Origin of the sequence: Maledivibacter halophilus (assembly GCF_900167445.1) — a bacterium.
In the GTDB taxonomy this organism is placed as follows: Bacteria; Bacillota; Clostridia; order Peptostreptococcales; family Caminicellaceae; genus Maledivibacter; species Maledivibacter halophilus.
In genome coordinates this window covers 48238-67603 of record NZ_FUZT01000004.1, presented here as the reverse complement: position 1 = coordinate 67603, position 19366 = coordinate 48238, and the positions used below count along the sequence as shown (strand labels likewise).

Here is a 19366-nt window from a genome sequence, read left to right as displayed (position 1 = left end):
ATAATGATATAGTTAGCTTTTTACAGCCAGTCTATATCATCACAATAGCATTTATCATATTTATCTTTGTTTGTTCTATTTTCTAATCCGTTGACTTGTCTGTATATTTTGTAAAGACTGTTTAACTTTCTTATTGTGCTTTTCCAAAAAATTTCTTCATTCATATTCAAAAAGTTTGTTGCGATATAATACCAAAAATCAAAATTTATTCTGCAATCTTCCTTTGTTTCATCCTCTATACAATCATGCCCTTTATCCTCAGTTTGTGGCAAGCAATTGTATAAAGCTTCTATTACTTTTTTTCAATTTCATTTTTTATACCTGGTTCAATAGCATTAGTTAAGCTTTCAACTAACTGTTCAACTTTGTCTACCTCTAAAAAGTTAACCATCTTACCTACATCACGTATTGTTAATTTCTCATCTTCATGTAATAGTCCCGCCCACAGCAAAAATCTTAAACTATTAAAAACTTTATTGCTATTTCCTAGATTATTAAATGCTATTTCTACATCTCCAAATTTGTCCTCTATTTCACACATAGCGTTCATATCATATATCAATTCGTGGTCTTTGCCATCTAACTTAATTTTTACATTCTTAACCTTTACATTGTTAGCCATATTATTATCCCGCCTTTCAATTTAATTACCTATCTATAATAGAGAAGGACCCCCCTCTCTATTATCCTCCAATTGCTGCAGGTTTCTCATACACCTTAACAAACCAGTTTTGCCCTATCTCCGGTGTATATCCTGTGTTATCTTCGTCAGTTTTGGCTCTCCATTTTCCATCATATTCACGACACTGGAATACACCATTTACTGTGGGGGTTTGATATTCAATACTGTCTTTTGTTCCTTCAAATTGTTCTTGTGAATAGCTTAATTTGCCCTTATACAGCCAATAATATCTAAACTTTCCATTAGATTTCTTTGACTTAAAAGCCAATGCTATATAAGGAATATCATTATCCCTACCTTCCTCAACGACACCATCTTCATTCATGGCGATACCAAAGAGTTTAGCTCTTTGTTCATCGCTCAGATCATTTACACCGAACTCAACATTGACCTCTGAAATTTGACTGTAACTTTCAGTCAACGTATCATCACCATATAACTTACCCTCAGAAATTTGAGGATCTAACGTAATATTCATAAGCCCTTTAATTCTCTCTGGAGGTTCATACTCAACGCCTGTTTCATCATCTTTATTTAAAATCGCAAAATATAACTCTCTAACGCCTATAGTTGCCATATTATCACTATCCTTTCATGTTTTTTGTAAAAAAAATAGAGCAGCTCTGCTACTCTACATTTACATAATGCAAATATCTAAATGCCTTATGATATAGTTCTGTATCTTTTTCGTATAAATCTGGACTTACATCGAATTTTATAAATCTATCTCTATGTTGTTTCATTATTTTTTTAAGTTCATTTTGCAGGTTATAATACCTTAATTTATCATCAGAAAATAAACTGATCTGTATTGCATATTCTATTTCTACTTCTTTATCATCGGCGTATAAAGAATCCCTTTCATTAAAAATATAAAAATTGATGTATGTCCTTTCATCACCTTCGTATCGAAGATAGTGAGCTTTTACTCCTAAAGGTTTTAAAATGTCCTTTATTTCTTTTATTAAGCTCATTTTGCCACCTTCTTCATTATTTTATTTACTTCTTTTTGTGCTATTTTTACAATCTTATCCTTATTATCTAGAAATGCTTTAGTCATAAAAGGTTGTGGTTCCATTTTACTTGTGCCATATTCAACAAAATAGCTATAGAAAAATCCATGGCCCTTCACTTCTACTTTTCTAATGGCTGCACCCTCTATATATTTCATTGTGCTAATCTTAATATTATCTGCCATATGGTTTTTGTTGTATGTGGAACGTGGTGCATTTTTCTGTGCATCATCACGAATAGGTTTTGCCATTTCTATAGTGATTTTCTGTTCTGCTTTCTTTAATACATCTGGGGCAGATTCTAGATTTTTCATTAATTCCTTTAATCCTTTTATTTCTATACTCATTTCACACACTCACATATTAGATTCATAAATTTCTTGTTGTAATCAAAATAATCTATAAAAGTAATATCATATTCTTTGCCATTAAATATTACTCTCATATCTTCCCTTAATCCTTTTCTATACCTTATTTGGAATTTTGTCTTTATTTTATTATTTTCTTTAGCAGAACTGAAAAATTCATTTCCCCCTATATCTTGGACTTTAGCCCATGGCCTAGAAATAGCAGCCCATTTTTTCGACTCAATTCCTGTTTTTTTATCCTCCACAAACTGTTTTTCTTGTATTGTAATTCTATAACTTAGCTTTCCTGGATCCATAACTCATCATTCTTTCTTAAGCTTATATGCTTCAAGCTGTGCATATAAGCTAACTATAATAGGATTTATTTTTGATGCCCCCAGTCTATTTTCATATAGGTCAGCAATAATTATCTTTTGCAGCAATTTATATAAGTCCTGGGCGTTTGTATCGGCTTCAACATCTTCAGGATCAACACCTGTAGATTGTTTAATCAATATTTCACTAGAGCTGATTAGTCCAGTCAAGGTTGCATCCTCATCATTACCATCTATTCTAAGCCATTCCTTAAGTTCATTAATCTCCATAAAATCACCTATATAACTGATATTTTAAAAAGAAGGGTAGATCATACCCTTCTATAAATTATTCACCCTTCTTAATGATAACTACTCCATTTGGATCTATAAGCTTTCCATCTGCAATCAAGATTGCTTTATCAACCCACTCATTTGTATCATGATCAAAGTATCTATACATCATCATCTGCATATTGCTGTTAAATCCATAATTTCTAAGGTTGCAGTATACAGCAACTACTTCCCCTACAGCAGCATCGTCATAAGGAGCAATCACATCGTCTTCAACCTGTATAACTTCTTTTCCGCCAAACCTTTCCTGAGGCCCCTTTGTTATTCCATAATTTACTCTTCCTATAGGCTGGCCATTTGCATCAACCATTCCATCGATATAGCCTTCGAAGGTTCCTGATGCCATTAAAAATGATGCTCCAGCTTTATATTTTAGTGGCATTTTTGCAAATACTTTTTTCTTCCATGCATCCCATTTTAAAAAGTCACTGGAAGTCAAGGTCACTATTTGTTTAGATGGAACTCTAGTATCTGCTGTAATTCCTAAGGGCTTTCCTGTGCCATTTCCTTTAAGCACTGCAAGGTCAAGAGCTTCTACCATAGCCTCTACAATCAAATCGGTTATTGTACTTTCAAATCCTGCCAGTGATACAGTATCAGCAAGTAGTGAAGTTGATATTTTACACTCTAATCCATAGTAGCTGAAGGATATGTTTTCATTTACTTGGACTTTCTGTTTATCAGATGATGTAGTTTCTCCTATCCATGTTGCAGTTGGCTTAAGAGATAAAATTGGAATTGTAAGGCCACCTTTGATATTTAGCTTTCTAACTCTATTAAAAACCTGGCCATAAGTAGTTACCTTTCTTATGACTTCGTTTAAAATAGTAGAAGGTATAATGGCAGATACATCACCTGTTGTAGTGGTTGCATCAGCTCTAAGCTCAGTAGTAATTTTTCCTGTCTGGCAGTAATCCATAAATGCTTTTCTATATTCTAGAGTTCCATATCTATCCTCTGGCTCTTGATTTCTCTGCTGAGAATTAGTTGGCCCAACTCCATAGGTCCCTAATGGGTTAAATCCTCCAGTTGGATTAGCAGCATTTCTTCCTTGCGGATCCTTGTTAGGGTCCACATTTCCCATACCAGCAATATTACTTGGATCATCTTGTGGCTTAGCATTTCTCTCTTCCTCTTCAATTTCATCTATCATAGATTGAAGGTCTGCTATTTCAGTATTTAAACCATCAATTTCTTTCTGTGCACTTCTTATTTCTTCAATCTTATCTGTAGATTCAACGATTTTCTTTAAGCTTGCTTTTCTTTCTTGCTTTAATTTTAATAATTTCAGTAATCTTTTCTTCATGGATTATCACCTTAACCTTTCTTAAAATTTAAATAATGTTTTTGCCCTTAGTCTTTCTAATTCAAGTAAATTCTCTTCTCCAGCTTCATTACTTAAACCCAGTTTAGCCCTAGCATTATCCAATGCCAGCTTTGCACTATCCAGTACATTTCTATCCCTTGAATCTATAATAATGTTAGTTCCATCATAGGCTGGAAAACTAACAGCTGAGACCTCAATAACTTTATCAATTTCATGTATACGTCTTGTTGGCATTTCAGAATCTAGATTATCCCAACTTTCGTCTTTTACATAAAAAATGAAGCTCATACCGTCCATATCTCCTCTTGATACAGAACTATATAAACTTCGTGCGTCAGAATTATTGTCAACATCTAAGTTGGCCTTAATAGCCAATCCAATGTCATCTACATTTAACTGAAGTGTAGAATTAATGTTATTATTTCTACTTCTTGCAAGTGGTATCTTATTCAAATCATGATTAACGCTAAAAAGAACATCTTTAAAATCTGTCTTATCAAATGCTCCACGCTCAATCACTTCATAGAAAAATCCCCCAATATTAGTTACCTGATCAAATACTGCTGCATGGCCTGCTATTATATACTGAGGGCTTTCTTCATTTGAGTTATCAATCGCTCTTAAATCAGCCATAAGAAAATTACGCTTAGCCTTTCCACAGACCGTTGGCTTATTTTTATTCTTGGCCAATGCTTTCACCTCCGTTTTTAGCTTTGTTTAGTTGATACTGAGTTGCTATTTTTGTATCCACATAGTTAAGACTAATAGTACGCCTATTTCCGCTGCCATCAGTAAGTGGTGGATAACCTAATATGGCCAGCTTTTGATTATCGGTTAGTAAACCTTGGCTGCCTGCTATTTCAAGCAATTTTAATTTTGACTGTGTACTTAGGTACATCATGTCCTTTTGGTAAAAGACTATTTCATTTCCAACATCTAATTCTCTCTGGGTAAACATGCCCCTTGAGTATGCTTGCCCTGATCTAATTAATATTGGTTCTAATGTTTTTTCATAGAAGGCTTGATATTCTTCATCGGTATATTTGCCACTTAATATCTCCCAGGATACTCCATACCAATTTAGGACCTTATCTTGTAGAAAATTTAAGGTTTCTCTATCTATTAGCTTTGGATCGACCTTTAAAGGAGTATATTCTCCCTTTAAATCCAAAGGTAATATCCCACTTTCACCACTATTTATTAGCTCTTCGAATTTCTTCCTTTCCTTCTTTTGCACTTCATCATCCATCATGGTATTAATTTTAAGGAGCCCTCTAATACTTAAGCTTGTTTTAATTGCTTTTCCCAGTCCTTGAAGAACTGTATCATTTATCTGCAAAACCTTTAAAAGAGCTTCATTGTCTGGCTGACCACTGGCTCCTCCACCCATTATGTCATTTACAGAAAATTTCTTTCTTATATGGATCACATCTGAATAAGGTAGTGTATAATTTTGACCATTTCCAAAATAAAGCTTGATGAACAATCTTCCTTTTATGTCTTGTAGAAAATCTACTTGAGTTGGGTTTAAGGGATATAACCCTGTAAAATATTTTGATTCATATCCTCTGGTGTTTGTATAGGTTTCATACGTTGGATATATAAAAAGATTATAATTCATCATTAGCAGCCAGATAGTTTTCTCTATAAATTCACTTATTGTCATGAATTCATTTGGAGCAAATTTAAAAATTCTGTTGATACTGCTTTTAGGAATTTGCTGTATTCCGCTGCTGTCTGTATATATGTGCCTTGGCTTTAGCTTACTCATTTCTGCTGCTATGGTATCTATACACATTTGAACTATATCGGAGATGTAAATATTCTGTCCAAACTGGCTGAAAGCAGGATAACTACCATCTAGTACTTTGGCATAATTTAAATTTTTATTTGATTTATTTTTACTCATTAAACTTTTAAGTAACATCTGCTATCTTCCTTTCTCTGCAATAAAAAAAGCAAATGCAATAAAACAAATGCCTAGGGTTATATATCCTGCTGGTATAAAAATTTTAAATACTCCTATAGATAGTAAAGCCATCCCTAAAATCAGGAATATATCATCTATAAGCTTTAGTATCAAAGTACCAAGGTTCCTAATACTTTTTAATCTCTTTTTAATCAATCCATCACCACCTTATGATCCTTACTAGCCCATTCTCTTTACTAATTCCAAAAACTCTAATTTATGATCTATGTAAATTCGATAGCAGATCATCATAGTAACAGCCCCATCTATTTTTTTATTCTCTTTACCTTGAATTTTTATAGGCATTATCTCTTCCTTTGAATTAGCAGTAATGGCTGTGTTTTCTAGACAATATCTATCGATTGGATTGTTATTGTATATTACTTTATTACTCTTTAGATCAGCTTCTAATAATTTCATTGGCTCCGACATGCTTCCGAAGGACTGATCTACTTTTTTAGTATCGAAGCCATAATCCTCCTCCATTTCTTTAACCCAATATACAGCTGACCATTTATCGTAACCAGTATTATAAAATCTAATTCCATAGTTTCTGTATAAATTATAGAACCATTTAGTTACTAATCTAAAGTCGTTCTCATTGCCATCTGACAGAGTCATCAATCCATCTCTTACCCACTGGCGATATAATTCTCTGTCTTCTTTAGGAAGATTGCCAAGCTTCGACTCAGGTATAAAATAATGCTGTAGAAAATACTTTTTGTCGCTTTTGGGCTTCATCAGCATTGCCCTTGCACTGCATAAGTCCCCAGTTTTACTAAGATCCACTCCGCCAATTCCAAAGGCGTTTCTAAATTCCTCTATATCAAAGGTTTCTTTATTATCAATGTCCTCAGTTGTGAGCCAAGCTGTGACATTGTTTTGTTTTATATTAAAGTCCTTTGATAAAACAAAGACCCTTTTGGACTTGCTGAGTTTTGCTTCTTCAATCATCTTGCGCATAAAGGACCATTTTTTTATTACTCCCAGTCCAGGATTACTTTTTACCCAGGTCTTTTCATCCTGCCATATTTCCTGCTCATTATCCTGGGTTTGCAGCCATATGAGCCATCTTGGTCTATGTAAATCCCCATCCAGTACTTGCCTAGCTTCCTTTAGTCTATCATCCAAATATCCATCATTAACTACACCCTCTGTAGTCAGTTCAAAGAATAGTGGTTCATCCTGGGTTGATAAGGCTTGTCGTATTGGCATAATAGATGTATCATCCTTCATCTCATGGACTTCATCTACAGCTCCTACACCAATATTCCTACCTTCCTTGGCTCCTGTTTTTGCCGATATTTTACGAATACTGCCCTTATTCTTATATGAAAACTTTCCTTTTTTCTTTGGCTTTCGAGGATTCCCAAAGTATATGCCTTTAATATTCTTTCTAGTAACCTTTTCAAGGGCTGGGCTTTCTTCACGCATTGCATTTATGGCTTGGAACATGAGATCAGCCTGCTCATAATCATTACTGCTGCAAAGAATTTTTATACCCTGCTGCCCACAGAAAAACTCAGCTAAGCATATGGCAGATATAAGTGGAGTCTTACCATTTTTCCTGCTTACTAGGTACAAGATATCTTGATGAAGTCTTACTAATCTACCTACCTCATCATCGTATATCTTAAAAATATAAATTGCCTCTATAAAAGCTTTTTGAAATAACATTAAAATAAAAGGCTTCCCAGCAAAGGGAGCCTCAAAGTGTTTACACCTAGTTTCTATGAACTTAATTCTTTTATGGGCATCGGTAAAATCTATAGTAATATCAGGATTGCTAAAATGACTGTAAAGTATATCTAATTCTTCCATAAGCTCATGGCCAATAAGTATCTCCTTTGTTTTACACTTACTTATATATTCCAATAACCAGGAGTGGGTTCCATTATATTCTGGGTTGATCATATTATCACCTATTCAAATTCTGCCAGTTCATCATCATCTTCAATGATTCCTTTATTTAATACTCCATTCAGTGTTTTTATAACTACTGAATATGAGTTGATGTTTTTTAAGTACTGCTTTCCTGCCTCTGTTTGCTTCTGGAGCCCTTGATTTGATGGATGTACTTTTATCATGCCTGTTTTCTCGATGATCTGTTTTAGATAGTAATTTTCAGCTTTAAGAAAAGCAGCATCTTCAACTAATCCTTCAACAAGCTTTCTTTTGCTTTCCTCAACATCCTCAAATACTTTCTTCAGCTTTGATAATTCTTGCTTATATATATCCTTTTTTGTCATTTTTCAAAAAACCTCCAGGGATTTTTAAAATTTTTGCTGTGTATGCAAAAAGCCTTCGCCTTTACGGTCATGGTAACTTTGCCTATAGTTTGAAACCGGGGGGATTAAGGAGTAAATCTTGTGAACCACTTCTCTATGTACTGCTTCCACTCATTCTTTCTGTACTTTCTGTCCTCATCAAGCTCTAATCTTGCAAGACATTCTTCCTTTGAAGCTTCACAGAAGATAAGCTCTGCTCCTAGATCAACAGCAAGCTTTTCTCTTCTGTATCTATCAGCAAAGCCTCCTATTATCCAAGCGTTGTTCCATCTGCCATAGCGAGTCTTGATATTATCTATGAGTAAGTTGTAGATTCCTTTGACATTTGTAAATAAGTTATCTGGCTTGTCAAAGCTTGGCAGCATTGATACAGCTTGATATAAATAATCCATGTCTACAACTATATCTCCCCTTCTTGCTTCTTGCTTAACATAAGTATTCTTACCACTAAGTGGAGCTCCAAATACAATGTATACTTTTCTTTCCCTGCTGTGGCCAAACCTATTATGTTCTTTATTGTGACAATCGGGACAAAGAATTTCTATAAGATCTGGATTGAGGCTTATGCTGTAATCATTTACATTCTCAGGTGTTAGCTCTACTTTATGATGTGCTATAGCGTTTATTGTGTCAGTTATTATTTCTCCACACTTCTCACATCTCAGCTCACCCTTTTTATTTGTCCTTGCAAGTATTATAGCTAATCTAAGAGTCCTCCACTTTTGTGAAGCATAGAATGTTCTTAGTACCGCATACTTAGCCATGTTAAAACACCTTCATTTCATCTATTTTCTTTTGATGCTCAAATCGTTCTTTCTGCATCTTGAGCTTCTTCTTATCATGCTGCTTCTTGTACTGAAGCTCTGGATTTTCTATCTGAGTCTTAAGCCTTTCTACTCTAAGCTTTTGTTCTTCTGTCGCTATATCCCAGTTGGAGTGAAGCATTTCGTCGTACTTTTTAATCATCCTAGTTAAAGTGGTCATAGCTCTGCTTTGAGCATTTAAAAAGTTGGCTTGTTTTTCCCAAGCTTGCTGTATTTCATACTCTTCTTCTCTGTAAACCTCAACAGTTTTTTGCTTATCCTTTGGTCCTACAAGCTTTGACTGAGATTTAATCTTCTTAAGCTCTTTAGTTTTGTCTTCTTTATCTTCAACATACATTATTTTCTGAGCTCTTATAATAGCTATCCATTGAGTTAATATCTGAGCCCAGAGAATTTCTAAAGGAGATCCACCAGCTTCTTCAGCTTCTTTAATTAGATTCCTAGATTTAGTTGGAAAGTATTTTGAATACCATCCATTCTTTCTAGCATTCTGATTTTCATGTGGTGCTCCTCCATTGTTTCCTACTGCATTTTGATTTCCTTCAGGTGCTCCACCCTTAGGATTATACTTTTTACTCCAGTTGTCTGCCTTCTTCCAGTAGGTAATATTTCTTACTTTCTCATTTAGCTTAGCTGCTATTTCTTTAGTCGTTATATCTCCATGATGTTCCCTGTATATTTTAAAGGCTAATTCTCTATTTGGGTTTCTAGCTCTTGGCATAACCTCACCTCAATTTTGAAACTGTCATTTATTTATGTTATTTAATCAATTTCTAACCATTCTAATTACGTTATTTTCTTAAAGCTAGTTGAGTTGTTCCATTCCGAAAATCAAGTTTTTTGTTGCAGTTTAAATAATCTCCAATAGTATTGTATAACTAACCTATTAAACGACTTACGGATTGATTTTTAGCTAAGAATCTTTATTAAATGTTGATAATTCAATAGATAAAGCCCTATTTATTACTGTAATTTGAATGTGACATTTACATAGGGAATCACACATTCATTTTTCTTTTTTGCTACTTCTATATATCTTAATTTTTTGCATGTCAATGTTAAACCACCAAAAAATAAGACATTCATAGTCCAAAAAAAAGAATCTAATCATATCCTGATTAGTTTGTTTATGGTATCACTATACTCATCATAGGTTTCTCTATTAAGACCTAAGTATGCCTTTGTTTCTTCTATGCTGCTGTGTCCTAGCATTTCCTTAACCAATGTGATATTGTACTCGCTTTCCCTATAAATAGAATAGGCGTAAGTTTTTCTAAGGGAATGAGCTGTAATATTTTTTAGTCCAAATTCTTCTCCAGCTTCCTTCAGTATCACACTTACTCTCTTTACTTGAATATGTTGATTTCTGCCTTTTCTTGATTGGAATAGATATTCATAATCTCTTTTATTTTTTATATAATTCCTTAGAATTATTTCAAGGTTGTATATGACTTTAACTACCCTTGGTTTGATATTTTCTTTTCTTATGTTTTTACTATTTACCTTCTTGCCTTCCAATATCTCAAAGTACCCATTGGCCAAAGCTATTTTTATATCCCTAACCTTCAATCTAACTAAATCTCCAGCTCTATATCCTGTAGCTATTCCTAGTACAAATAAAACATAGTTTCTTATACTTTTATATTTTAAATAATCCTGAATATCTAAAACTTTTTCTCTATCTTTTATGGGATTAGCTGGCTTCTTTTTCTTTCTAGGTTTTTTACAGCTCATAATATCACCTTGGTTTTTCTTTATATAGCAAATCCTTTTCAGTAATTCTCTTAAACTTAGAACAATTCTTACATCCAACGGTCTCTTGAATTTCCCTTATAATTTCAATTCTCATTTGTCTTTTAATCTCTAAGTAATCTTTTCTGTTTCCCCACTTAATTCTATCCAATTTAATCACCTTCTAAAAACAAAAAATCCCCAGGGTTTCCTGGAGATTTAATCAAATAATATATAGTTCTACTTGATGCAAGTATAACACAAAATATAATGATTTTTATTGCATTTTCGTTGCAATTTCGTTGCATATACTTTTTTATCTATCTAATTCTTGACTTATAAAATTGATTATCTTATCCTTTTTTCTTTTTACAGTGCTTTTATCACATAATAGTACACTAGAAATATTATTCAATGACAAACCTTCATTATACTTCATTTTAACTATTTGCTGCTGCTCATCATCAAGCTTTTCTAATACTAGCTTTATATCTAAAGCCTTATTTTCCTTATCTCTGATTCTACGCCTTAGTCTATATTTCTTTTTTTGTGCTTCTTCCAGCTCTTGCTCAAGCTTAACAGCTTCTCTAATTAGCATACTTTCTATTGGAGATTTTTCCTGTATTCCTCCATTGACCTTTAAAGTATCATAATTGATCCCCTTAAGATTATCTCTTAGCACGTATCTACATTCTTTGATATCACTTTTTATTTGTAATATCCTTCTTTCTGTATGATCTATAATCCTTTTAAGTCTCTCGATTTTTCTAATTCTTTTAAAATGATTATATAATATCCACTCTGTTTTACTATATGAGCTATTATTTCTCATTCTCTACACCTCACTTGTCTTATTTTCTCTCTACAAAAATATAGTCCCAGGATAATATTTCAATCCTGGGACGCTTGGTCCGCTATATTTGTTTCTATGTAGTTCCACTCTCCACATTTTCTACATTTTATTTTTATCTTGCCCTGGCACTCACAAAGAAGCCTACCACATTTTTTACAATGTATTTCTGTCATTAAAATCCCCCTTTGCTGATGTTACACTTGCTTACTTCCCACTCTCCTTTTCCTATTATTTAATTTATCCATTTTTTTCTTATGCTTCTTTATGAGATTTTCTAGTTCAAAGACTTCTTTTATGTTCTTACAGCCTTTTTTAGTTTCTATACGAATGATTAATTTCTTTTGTTCAATTTTATTTTGCAGCTCTCTTATTGACTTATTTGTGATACAAACTCTATATTCTTTATTGCAATTAGGGCAATTATAATATGTCTCTTGGATCTCATCCCCCAATGATCTTTGTTTCAGTTTTTTTAGCTCAAAGCTTTCTTTACAGTTGTCGCATGTTATTTTCATATTTGCCTCCTGATATCTTATATTTAACGTCTATATTTTTTGCTTTTATTTACAGCTATGTTATAATTATTATGCTATTTTCAATAAACCTTAAAGGCGTGATCAAATGGATTTAGTTATGGATATAATTTACAGTTCAATTATAATATTGACTGCAATTTTCAGTTCTTTTCTATCAATTAAAGCCGTTAGAAATGGGAATGCTAAAACAAATGTTTTTGGTGTTCATTCAAATGGATTTTTAATAAATTTTGCTCTAATAATCATTTGGTACTTCTCTTTAAAGCTAATGTCAAGTAAACTAATGGCTAAAATTAGTGCTGCTCTTTCAATCTTAATTCTTGTACTAGTAGATAATATTTTACGTTATAAATATATTATTGATAAAAAAGAATACCGAATAGTTGAAATAGTAATATTTGATACTATTAGTTTAATTGGTCTATTAGTGTTTTTGTATTATGCTTGGCGTTAAGTGTAAAGTATCTACGATCTAATACCCATCAAACTCAGGTAAATTATTAAATTCTTCTTCGTCCATTTCTCCAGTCTCCAAATAATATGGACCTGCTTGATATACTTTATCTTCAAGATCTTCTTCTGTTAGATCATTTATTTCTTTCTTATATTTTTCAACTTCTTCTTTTGTGAAATCATCAGCACATTCAACATCGCATGTTATCATTTCTTTTGCATGGTCTAAATTATCAAATGCACACCAATTTCCTTCAAAACAAGTTTTATAAATTTTCATCACTATTCCCCTTTCTACGTGTAACCTCAATTCACCATTGTTCATGTGTTAAAATATAGTAGTGCTGTGTTAGTATATACAAGGAGTGTTTACTATGACTTTCTTATTATATGGTTTCATTATTGCTTCAATGATTTTATATGGCAACACTATTACTATAATTAAGAAAATTAAAGATGATAAAGATTTTTCAGGAAATTTGTTATTTGGTATTTTATTAGTAGGATTTATAGCTTTCTCACTTTTAAATTTTTTATAAAAAAATCGAACTAACACAGCTTACAAACTAAATTTTAAATAGTTACACAAAGTCCTCAGTTAGTTCTAATTACCTTTACTTCCAGTACTCATGTTTACAAATAAAGGTATAAACATAGTCCATAATGGTATTGCTGATTTAGTAATACATATTGCTGTAGATACTGCAATACTTGTTGATATCCAAACAAGTCCATATGCTAGAAAAAAATATTTATTTGAATTAAACATTACTGAACCCCCTCATGTTTATCTAACAATTCAATAGACTTTACAATTAGTTTTTCATACCCTTCAACCGAGCTATTATCTTTAATTATTACACCGTAGAAATCTTGAACAAACTCCACTAAATCACGATTCTGTGCTTGTAAATCTGCTATTTTATCATTTGCTTTATCATAAAAAGTATTTAATTTTTTATTTTCATTAATTATATCTCCTAAATCACCTTTTATTACATTCATCCTGCCCCCTCACTTTCTAGTCCATTTGATAATATGGAAGAACATCATATCCATCATCTTCTAGACTTTTTTTCATAGCTTCCATTGCTCTATTTCTGCTATTAGCAATTCCACACCCTACTGGAGATATCATATATCCGTTGCCTATCCATTTTCTTTTACCTCTACAATATAACCCCGCTCCCTTTATAGTTTCTAGTACCTTGTCTTCCCTAGCTCTTGGCAATCTTAAGAATACACAATCTAAATTAGCAGTTCCTCCATCTTCAATATTTCCTGCCTTCATACTTGCTTTTCTAGCTTTTATTAAGCTATTATTTAACTTTTTATAATCCATTCAAAACCCTCACTTTCCAAATATCCTAATAACTTTAAAATCCCTTTCTTCCCATTTTTCACATTTATCCTTGCTATAACCTATATATGTCAATGTGTTCCCATGTTTGCAATCATATATTTCTCTATTCGTCTTTACCTCTGTGCCTGTGCAACTGCCATACTCACATGTTTTACACTTCATGTTTGCCTCCTTGGGTATCAACTCTATAGTCGACACCATTAAATATTATTTCTCGCACTGCTTCATCAAATAGCCCACAACTCAAACATAGATATCTGCCCTTCTAAAACATCAGGCCCAGCAGCTTTAAATTTCTTTTCTTGTTTAACTTGTACCTTCTCTTTTTTAGAGGCTTTCTTTCCTTTCTTATCTCTATTTTCACTTTTATAATCTACAGATATTGCACCATTAACCTGGACTGCTGCTAAAAATCCTTTTTCTCTTAGATAGTCCCTGACTTGTATTGCGGTATCATGAATAATGCATCTTGTATTAAAATTCTTTATGTTGTATTTCTTATCTCCAATAGTCAAAATGACAATGCAGCAAGCTCTATTGCTGTCAGATGTAAAATGATTTTTGCATAAATTGTATCTAGTTCTATTTTCAATAGTTATACCTTTCCCTTTCAATTTAGGAATAACAGTTTCTTTTTCATCTTCTCTTAGATCATATGTGTAACTTCCATAGGAACTTCTACGTCCTATATAAAACATTCTTCTATTTATTACTAAAAATACACCTTCATATTTACTTTTGTTATAGAAATTAATCCCTTTTTTTAGCTTTAAATTATATCTACATTCCTTTTTTATTTCCTCATCTGGGTGAATACAAAACTCTTGTTTTGAGCATTCTTTGTATCTAGAACATACACTAAACATAATCTCTCCTTTTATTGTTTATTTTTTTCTTTACAGTTCCCATCTTCACCTATATAGACTATTTGGGAATAACAAAACCCGTTCTTGTTGTTCTTACAGGTTCTAACATTGCATTGGATTACTTTCATATTCAATCCTCCGTTAATATTCTATTTAATCTATTTTTTAATGCCATTTGTTAGATAGCGTGGCGGTTTTCTTAATTTTGCACTGTTTACTAACTTTGCTACATCATCAATACTTTTTGCACATTCGTTACAACAGTATGACCAAAAAACCCTTGGATTTACTACGGTCATATCTTCAATTTCATATCCAATTTCTCTCTTGAATTCTCTATTGCAGAATCTGCATTCTTTCCAGAAAAAAGGTTTTATTCGTTTTATGATAGGATATAATTTTTCTCTTCTTACTCTTTTCATCCGAATTCCTCCTCCTTCTCTAACTAGCACCTTAGTTTGAAAAATCAGGATTTTTAATCCATGATTTGCCATCCCAAATTTCCTTTCTTTTAGGATAAATTTTTCTACCTAAATATCTAAAGTGTTTTTTAAATTGATTACAATTTATTACAAATCCAAATGCTCCACCATGTTCATTAGGCAAGTCGATACTAAAAGTATTATCTTTATGCCTTGTAACAAGATAAGCTTTTTGATCTTTGACTAACTTAATTAACGCACCAGTTTCTATTTTAATATTTACATTGTCTTTAACTTCATAGCCATCATACATTGAGAAATCTTCGAGTTTGTGAAAGAAGCTTAGTTGTCGACAATTCACTTATTTCTCTCCTTTCAGTCAGTATCACCTTTACTGCACTTATAGCATTGATATTTGTTCATATTGCCTATAATTTACCCATAATATTTCCGTTCTTCTTTTCCCCTGTTCAGCATTAGTTTTAAATTCGTGTTTAGTCCATCCCGGTAATAGATCATTATACAATTCTGAATCATATCCACTTAACATTACAGGTCCTGAATGCTTTTTTAATAACTTAATAAGCTTTTCATGTTCTTCATTATCAGTCATTTCAACATTATAATATCTTTGTTTTCTGGTACTTAATAAATATGGCGGATCCACATATATCAAGCAATCTTTGTGGTTATATTTTTCAATAAGTTTCAATGCATCTGTATTTTCAATTTCTGCATCTTTCAATCTATCTGCTGCTTCAAGTATTCTTTGAGGTATTCTATTCCAATCTCCCGTAACTCTTTGTTTACACTTGGCCCCTAATACCGGTCCTGCATGTCGCCAGCTGGAAGTGTAATATTGCATTCCTGCTCTGGCCATATTGGATCTTGCTAGAAATCTTCTAGCTCTTTCTATTTCATCACCCTCAACATTATATGATTCTCTATATTCATCCCTTGAATAAGGTGTAAAATATACTCTTTCTGCAAGTTCCTGAGGATTATCTCTAATAACTTTAAATAAATTTGTAACTTGTAAATCTAAGTCATTCAGTACCTCAGTGTTAACAGGTGCCTTTTGAAAAAATACTGCTCCCGAGCCAAAGAATGGTTCAAGATAAATTTTATGCTCTGGCATTAATTTAATTATTCTTGATGATAAAGTCCATTTCGCCCCTGGCCATTTTAAAACTTTCAAAGTCTCACCCCTTTATGAGTTAACTACAACTTTAATCCTACTATCCTCAGTTCAACATCAACCACAACACAACTGTCACTACCACAGACGGAATCACTACCGTAATAAGCTTTTCAAGAATTGCAATTACTATCTTTCTTGCAAAGCTTTTTTTATTTTTCACTTAATTATCATCCTTTCTAAAATAATTTACTTAGTTCTAATAAAACTAAACACAAACTCAACTTATCCTCTTAACCTCAATAGCACCAATAACCACATCCACCTTCAAAAAGCTCTTACGCACATGCCCAGTATGTATCTGAAAATATGGATGCTTCATATCGTTTAAGATTACTTTTCCTTTTACTTCTTTTTTGCCGTGTCTGCCCTTTTCTTTATACTTAACAGATACTCTGTCACCAATATCTAGATTAACTTTCAGCTCGCTTTTCTTAAGCATATCTTTTCTTTCTGGAACAGCTCTTATATACTTAGCCATTTAATTCGCTACCTCCTCACAATTTAAACAAATAAATTTTAAATAATAACCGCCATTCCTCATAACAGGTATTACATAGCAGCTGCTATTTCTATTAATTTTAGAACTGCATTCATTACAAATAACCTCACGTTTTATGCTTTTTACAAAGTCATTACTGTTCACTTTCATTTTTCCATCCATAGATTTTTTTAGCCTTATTGAAAGCTTCTTTTTCACTGTATCCATCAAAATATAATCGTACTGCCTCCTCAGCAATTTTTCTAATTATGCCTCCTCTATCCATCAAATCAACTCCAATTTATTAAATTTTTTAACATAATAATCTTTCATTGATATGTGGCATAATTCACATCTTTTATAACCTTTAAAAACCTTAAACTTCTTTATTTCGCCACAATAGGGACACCAATAATAATTCTTTGGTAATTTTCCAATCCAATTAGGTTTAGGCCTTATTTTTAAATGCTGATTAAAATAGAATTCAATTCCTATTTGTCCAGGTAGTTGAGCATTCATATAATCACCTTCTAACTAAACAACAATTCTTGGATTTCTTCATTTTCTTTTTTTGCTAATTTACTTCTTACGCTTTCATCTGGCAGATATACTGGCGTGGCCATTCTTTCTATTCTGTTTTTTATACGTTCATCATGCTTAAGATCTTCAATGGCTAAATTTGAAGTAAATATAGTTATCTTCTTACCTACCATTCGACCATTTAAAATGTTGTAGAATATTTCTTTTACCCACTGCTTATCTTCTTCTATTCCAATATCATCAATTATTAAGACCTCAACATTTTTTATTGCATTAAGCAGCTCATTTTGTGTTATTTCACTATTTTTGCTATATGTATTTTTTATCTCTTCCAAAAGGTCTAAGGTAGTTATAAACTTCACTCTAACCTTTTTATAATTAACAAGTGCATTTCCTAAACTTGCTGCAAGTCTTGTTTTACCTGATCCCTTTACATAGCTGTAGAAAAATAAGCCTTTACCCAGCTGCTTCATAAGATCATAATTTTTAACAAAATTTACTGCTGCCTTTTTAGCCATTGCAGCTCTAAATTTACTTTCACTATTTTCATATAAATCTAAGTCAAAGGAGTTTAATGTCAGCTCTTTAAACTCTTTGGGTATATTTGCGAACTTTAGCCTTCTTTCATGTATGCTGTCCTCACGACATTTGCAAAATTTTACGGTGTTGTTTTCTTTATCGATTATCATTCCTGAACCATCACACTTGCCATATCTACAACTAGAAACTGCACTCTGTATCTTTGATTGTTCCATCTGCTCCGACGAGCCCTTTTTCTTTTGCAATTCTTTCAAGTCGTAGACTTTCTTCTGAAGGCCCTGTTTTTTCAGTATCTTGGCTGTGCTTTCCATTACTGTTACCACCTCCATATTGATAATTTGCAATCTGCTCTGCTGCAGCATTTCTCATTATTCCGTAGCAGTAATTTTCTTTTTTATCGTGATGTTTGGGATTGTTAATATAAATACTCAGCGCATACATTACAGCAGATACCTTATACTCCTGCCATTTTTTATATATTTTCAAAATAACACTGTCAGCAATCTTCCCATGCTTCCTGGTCCATCGTAAAATATCAAAATATTCATCAATAATTTTCAGTTGATTTTCTGAATACCTAAGACGCAAATTTTGAATTTGACGTATATTGTTTTTGTTAGTAGTCTTTGTAGTAGTCTCTGTATGTGTAGTCTTTGTATTTGTCTTACATTCTGTTGTAGGAGGGTGGTACATTTCATTGTAGGAGCCTCCTACATCCTGTTGTAACACCCTCTTACATTCTGTTGTAACAGGGGGGTCATCTTTTACCAGTACTCTGTCAATGCCAGTAATCTTTTTCAGCTCACCTGGTATTAGCTGTATAAACATTACATTGTTTAGCTTTTTACCATTTACTACAATAGTTCTAAACTCAATTTCTATAAGTCCCTTTTCCTTCAGAAAATCACATGCGAGCTTCGCTTGTCTTTTGCTAATACCAAACCGGTCTCCTAGTGCTTGATAACTCTTTTGAAGTTTATCAGCCTTAAATTTCTGCTTGTATCCTATGGCTTTACCTGTGGCTTCATCCCTAATAAGGGTTGGTTTATACCAGTAATAAATTTCACTGAGAATAAGTATTGCATTCATATTGGGCTTACCATTGTCATACCGTAAATTCTCAATCCAACCATTATCAATAATGTTGCCATCAAGAGCTAGGTCCTTTACTTCTATTACTGCTGTATTTATTTTTTGCATGATTAACATACCCCCTTTATAACAAAGTTTGGAGCAGGGACTTAAGTCCCTGGCCCCTATATATG

36 protein-coding genes are annotated in these 19366 nt (G+C 32.7%); 2 read left to right on the top strand and 34 right to left on the bottom strand.

The features are described from left to right. Nucleotides 1–20: 20 nt before the first annotated feature. The 20 genes from B5X81_RS08480 to B5X81_RS08395 all read right to left on the bottom strand — a co-directional run bounded on the left by B5X81_RS08480 (nucleotide 21) and on the right by B5X81_RS08395 (nucleotide 12217). Nucleotides 21–272, bottom strand: coding sequence for a hypothetical protein (locus tag B5X81_RS08480; RefSeq protein ID WP_079490949.1), 252 nt, complete (start codon nucleotides 270–272; stop codon nucleotides 21–23). A 20-nt stretch (nucleotides 273–292) separates the two neighbouring features. Beyond that, entirely contained in the window at nucleotides 293–622 is a 330-nt protein-coding gene (locus B5X81_RS08475) for a hypothetical protein (RefSeq protein WP_079490947.1), read from the bottom strand. A gap of 61 nt (nucleotides 623–683) precedes the next feature. Then, nucleotides 684–1259 carry a major tail protein gene (locus tag B5X81_RS08470; protein ID WP_079490945.1) on the bottom strand — a complete coding sequence of 192 codons (576 nt, stop codon included), beginning with the start codon at nucleotides 1257–1259 and terminating at the stop codon, nucleotides 684–686. A 49-nt stretch (nucleotides 1260–1308) separates the two neighbouring features. Continuing rightward, nucleotides 1309–1656, bottom strand: a complete 348-nt coding sequence (locus B5X81_RS08465; RefSeq protein ID WP_079490943.1) for a hypothetical protein — start codon at nucleotides 1654–1656, stop codon at nucleotides 1309–1311. Next, on the bottom strand, nucleotides 1653–2042 hold the full coding sequence (locus tag B5X81_RS08460; RefSeq protein ID WP_079490941.1) for an HK97-gp10 family putative phage morphogenesis protein: 390 nt from the start codon (nucleotides 2040–2042) through the stop codon (nucleotides 1653–1655). The genes B5X81_RS08465 and B5X81_RS08460 overlap by 4 nt, the downstream gene beginning before the upstream one ends. Next, entirely contained in the window at nucleotides 2039–2359 is a 321-nt protein-coding gene (locus B5X81_RS08455) for a phage head closure protein (RefSeq protein WP_079490939.1), read from the bottom strand. The genes B5X81_RS08460 and B5X81_RS08455 overlap by 4 nt, the downstream gene beginning before the upstream one ends. 6 nt (nucleotides 2360–2365) lie before the next feature. Then, complete coding sequence (locus tag B5X81_RS08450) at nucleotides 2366–2647, bottom strand: head-tail connector protein (protein ID WP_079490937.1); 282 nt, start codon at nucleotides 2645–2647, stop codon at nucleotides 2366–2368. Between the two features lie 58 nt (nucleotides 2648–2705). After that, entirely contained in the window at nucleotides 2706–4016 is a 1311-nt protein-coding gene (locus B5X81_RS08445; protein WP_079490935.1) for a phage major capsid protein, read from the bottom strand. A gap of 21 nt (nucleotides 4017–4037) precedes the next feature. Continuing rightward, the gene (locus tag B5X81_RS08440; protein WP_244282038.1) at nucleotides 4038–4727 is read right to left on the bottom strand and encodes an HK97 family phage prohead protease; all 690 of its coding nucleotides are present in this window, start codon (nucleotides 4725–4727) and stop codon (nucleotides 4038–4040) included. Continuing rightward, entirely contained in the window at nucleotides 4714–5964 is a 1251-nt protein-coding gene (locus B5X81_RS08435; RefSeq protein WP_079490933.1) for a phage portal protein, read from the bottom strand. The genes B5X81_RS08440 and B5X81_RS08435 overlap by 14 nt, the downstream gene beginning before the upstream one ends. Nucleotides 5965–5967: 3 nt before the next feature. After that, nucleotides 5968–6162 carry a hypothetical protein gene (locus B5X81_RS08430; RefSeq protein ID WP_079490931.1) on the bottom strand — a complete coding sequence of 65 codons (195 nt, stop codon included), beginning with the start codon at nucleotides 6160–6162 and terminating at the stop codon, nucleotides 5968–5970. A gap of 24 nt (nucleotides 6163–6186) precedes the next feature. Next, nucleotides 6187–7920, bottom strand: coding sequence for a terminase large subunit (locus B5X81_RS08425; RefSeq protein WP_079490930.1), 1734 nt, complete (start codon nucleotides 7918–7920; stop codon nucleotides 6187–6189). 8 nt (nucleotides 7921–7928) lie between these two features. Beyond that, nucleotides 7929–8255, bottom strand: a complete 327-nt coding sequence (locus tag B5X81_RS08420) for a hypothetical protein (protein WP_079490929.1) — start codon at nucleotides 8253–8255, stop codon at nucleotides 7929–7931. 104 nt (nucleotides 8256–8359) lie between these two features. Continuing rightward, nucleotides 8360–9058: a hypothetical protein gene (locus tag B5X81_RS08415; protein WP_079490928.1), complete on the bottom strand. Its 699-nt coding sequence runs from the start codon at nucleotides 9056–9058 to the stop codon at nucleotides 8360–8362. A gap of 1 nt (nucleotide 9059) precedes the next feature. Beyond that, a complete protein-coding gene (gene terS / locus B5X81_RS08410) occupies nucleotides 9060–9839 on the bottom strand; it encodes a phage terminase small subunit (protein WP_079490927.1) in 780 nt (259 codons plus the stop codon). A gap of 386 nt (nucleotides 9840–10225) precedes the next feature. Further along, a complete protein-coding gene (locus tag B5X81_RS08405; RefSeq protein WP_079490926.1) occupies nucleotides 10226–10852 on the bottom strand; it encodes a tyrosine-type recombinase/integrase in 627 nt (208 codons plus the stop codon). Nucleotides 10853–10856: 4 nt separating this feature from the next. After that, nucleotides 10857–11021, bottom strand: coding sequence for a hypothetical protein (locus B5X81_RS27350; protein WP_170917334.1), 165 nt, complete (start codon nucleotides 11019–11021; stop codon nucleotides 10857–10859). Nucleotides 11022–11165: 144 nt separating this feature from the next. After that, nucleotides 11166–11681, bottom strand: a complete 516-nt coding sequence (locus B5X81_RS08400; RefSeq protein WP_079490924.1) for a sigma factor-like helix-turn-helix DNA-binding protein — start codon at nucleotides 11679–11681, stop codon at nucleotides 11166–11168. A gap of 59 nt (nucleotides 11682–11740) precedes the next feature. Then, nucleotides 11741–11875: a Com family DNA-binding transcriptional regulator gene (locus B5X81_RS27000; protein ID WP_139380284.1), complete on the bottom strand. Its 135-nt coding sequence runs from the start codon at nucleotides 11873–11875 to the stop codon at nucleotides 11741–11743. Between the two features lie 21 nt (nucleotides 11876–11896). Next, a complete protein-coding gene (locus B5X81_RS08395; protein ID WP_079490922.1) occupies nucleotides 11897–12217 on the bottom strand; it encodes a hypothetical protein in 321 nt (106 codons plus the stop codon). A 106-nt stretch (nucleotides 12218–12323) separates the two neighbouring features. On the opposite strand from B5X81_RS08395, the gene B5X81_RS08390 reads away from it, so the two are divergent. Beyond that, nucleotides 12324–12692 carry a hypothetical protein gene (locus B5X81_RS08390; RefSeq protein ID WP_079490920.1) on the top strand — a complete coding sequence of 123 codons (369 nt, stop codon included), beginning with the start codon at nucleotides 12324–12326 and terminating at the stop codon, nucleotides 12690–12692. Nucleotides 12693–12710: 18 nt separating this feature from the next. Here the strand turns inward: B5X81_RS08390 and B5X81_RS08385 are convergent, their stop codons facing one another. Next, nucleotides 12711–12971 (bottom strand): hypothetical protein, encoded by a 261-nt coding sequence (locus tag B5X81_RS08385; RefSeq protein ID WP_079490918.1) that lies wholly within the window; start codon nucleotides 12969–12971, stop codon nucleotides 12711–12713. Nucleotides 12972–13065: 94 nt separating this feature from the next. On the opposite strand from B5X81_RS08385, the gene B5X81_RS27345 reads away from it, so the two are divergent. Further along, nucleotides 13066–13230, top strand: a complete 165-nt coding sequence (locus B5X81_RS27345) for a hypothetical protein (RefSeq protein ID WP_170917333.1) — start codon at nucleotides 13066–13068, stop codon at nucleotides 13228–13230. 65 nt (nucleotides 13231–13295) lie between these two features. Here the strand turns inward: B5X81_RS27345 and B5X81_RS27340 are convergent, their stop codons facing one another. The 13 genes from B5X81_RS27340 to B5X81_RS08335 form a co-directional block, all read right to left on the bottom strand. Beyond that, nucleotides 13296–13460 (bottom strand): hypothetical protein, encoded by a 165-nt coding sequence (locus B5X81_RS27340; protein WP_170917332.1) that lies wholly within the window; start codon nucleotides 13458–13460, stop codon nucleotides 13296–13298. Then, entirely contained in the window at nucleotides 13460–13696 is a 237-nt protein-coding gene (locus tag B5X81_RS08380; RefSeq protein WP_079490916.1) for a hypothetical protein, read from the bottom strand. The genes B5X81_RS27340 and B5X81_RS08380 overlap by 1 nt, the downstream gene beginning before the upstream one ends. Nucleotides 13697–13712: 16 nt before the next feature. Then, nucleotides 13713–14033 (bottom strand): hypothetical protein, encoded by a 321-nt coding sequence (locus B5X81_RS08375; RefSeq protein WP_079490914.1) that lies wholly within the window; start codon nucleotides 14031–14033, stop codon nucleotides 13713–13715. Nucleotides 14034–14042: 9 nt separating this feature from the next. Further along, nucleotides 14043–14216, bottom strand: a complete 174-nt coding sequence (locus B5X81_RS27335) for a hypothetical protein (protein ID WP_170917331.1) — start codon at nucleotides 14214–14216, stop codon at nucleotides 14043–14045. Between the two features lie 65 nt (nucleotides 14217–14281). Beyond that, nucleotides 14282–14920, bottom strand: coding sequence for a hypothetical protein (locus B5X81_RS08370; RefSeq protein ID WP_079490912.1), 639 nt, complete (start codon nucleotides 14918–14920; stop codon nucleotides 14282–14284). A gap of 158 nt (nucleotides 14921–15078) precedes the next feature. Further along, nucleotides 15079–15342 (bottom strand): hypothetical protein, encoded by a 264-nt coding sequence (locus B5X81_RS08365; protein WP_079490910.1) that lies wholly within the window; start codon nucleotides 15340–15342, stop codon nucleotides 15079–15081. A gap of 31 nt (nucleotides 15343–15373) precedes the next feature. Further along, complete coding sequence (locus B5X81_RS08360; protein WP_079490908.1) at nucleotides 15374–15703, bottom strand: hypothetical protein; 330 nt, start codon at nucleotides 15701–15703, stop codon at nucleotides 15374–15376. Between the two features lie 39 nt (nucleotides 15704–15742). Further along, nucleotides 15743–16540, bottom strand: coding sequence for a DNA adenine methylase (locus B5X81_RS08355; protein ID WP_079490906.1), 798 nt, complete (start codon nucleotides 16538–16540; stop codon nucleotides 15743–15745). Between the two features lie 220 nt (nucleotides 16541–16760). Then, on the bottom strand, nucleotides 16761–17021 hold the full coding sequence (locus B5X81_RS08350) for a hypothetical protein (protein ID WP_079490904.1): 261 nt from the start codon (nucleotides 17019–17021) through the stop codon (nucleotides 16761–16763). Between the two features lie 154 nt (nucleotides 17022–17175). Next, nucleotides 17176–17307 carry a hypothetical protein gene (locus B5X81_RS28385; protein ID WP_280175256.1) on the bottom strand — a complete coding sequence of 44 codons (132 nt, stop codon included), beginning with the start codon at nucleotides 17305–17307 and terminating at the stop codon, nucleotides 17176–17178. Next, nucleotides 17307–17540 (bottom strand): hypothetical protein, encoded by a 234-nt coding sequence (locus tag B5X81_RS08345; protein WP_079490902.1) that lies wholly within the window; start codon nucleotides 17538–17540, stop codon nucleotides 17307–17309. The genes B5X81_RS28385 and B5X81_RS08345 overlap by 1 nt, the downstream gene beginning before the upstream one ends. 11 nt (nucleotides 17541–17551) lie before the next feature. Continuing rightward, complete coding sequence (locus B5X81_RS08340; RefSeq protein WP_244282037.1) at nucleotides 17552–18316, bottom strand: DnaA ATPase domain-containing protein; 765 nt, start codon at nucleotides 18314–18316, stop codon at nucleotides 17552–17554. Next, nucleotides 18282–19301, bottom strand: coding sequence for a hypothetical protein (locus B5X81_RS08335; RefSeq protein ID WP_079490900.1), 1020 nt, complete (start codon nucleotides 19299–19301; stop codon nucleotides 18282–18284). The genes B5X81_RS08340 and B5X81_RS08335 overlap by 35 nt, the downstream gene beginning before the upstream one ends. Nucleotides 19302–19366 lie beyond the last annotated feature (65 nt).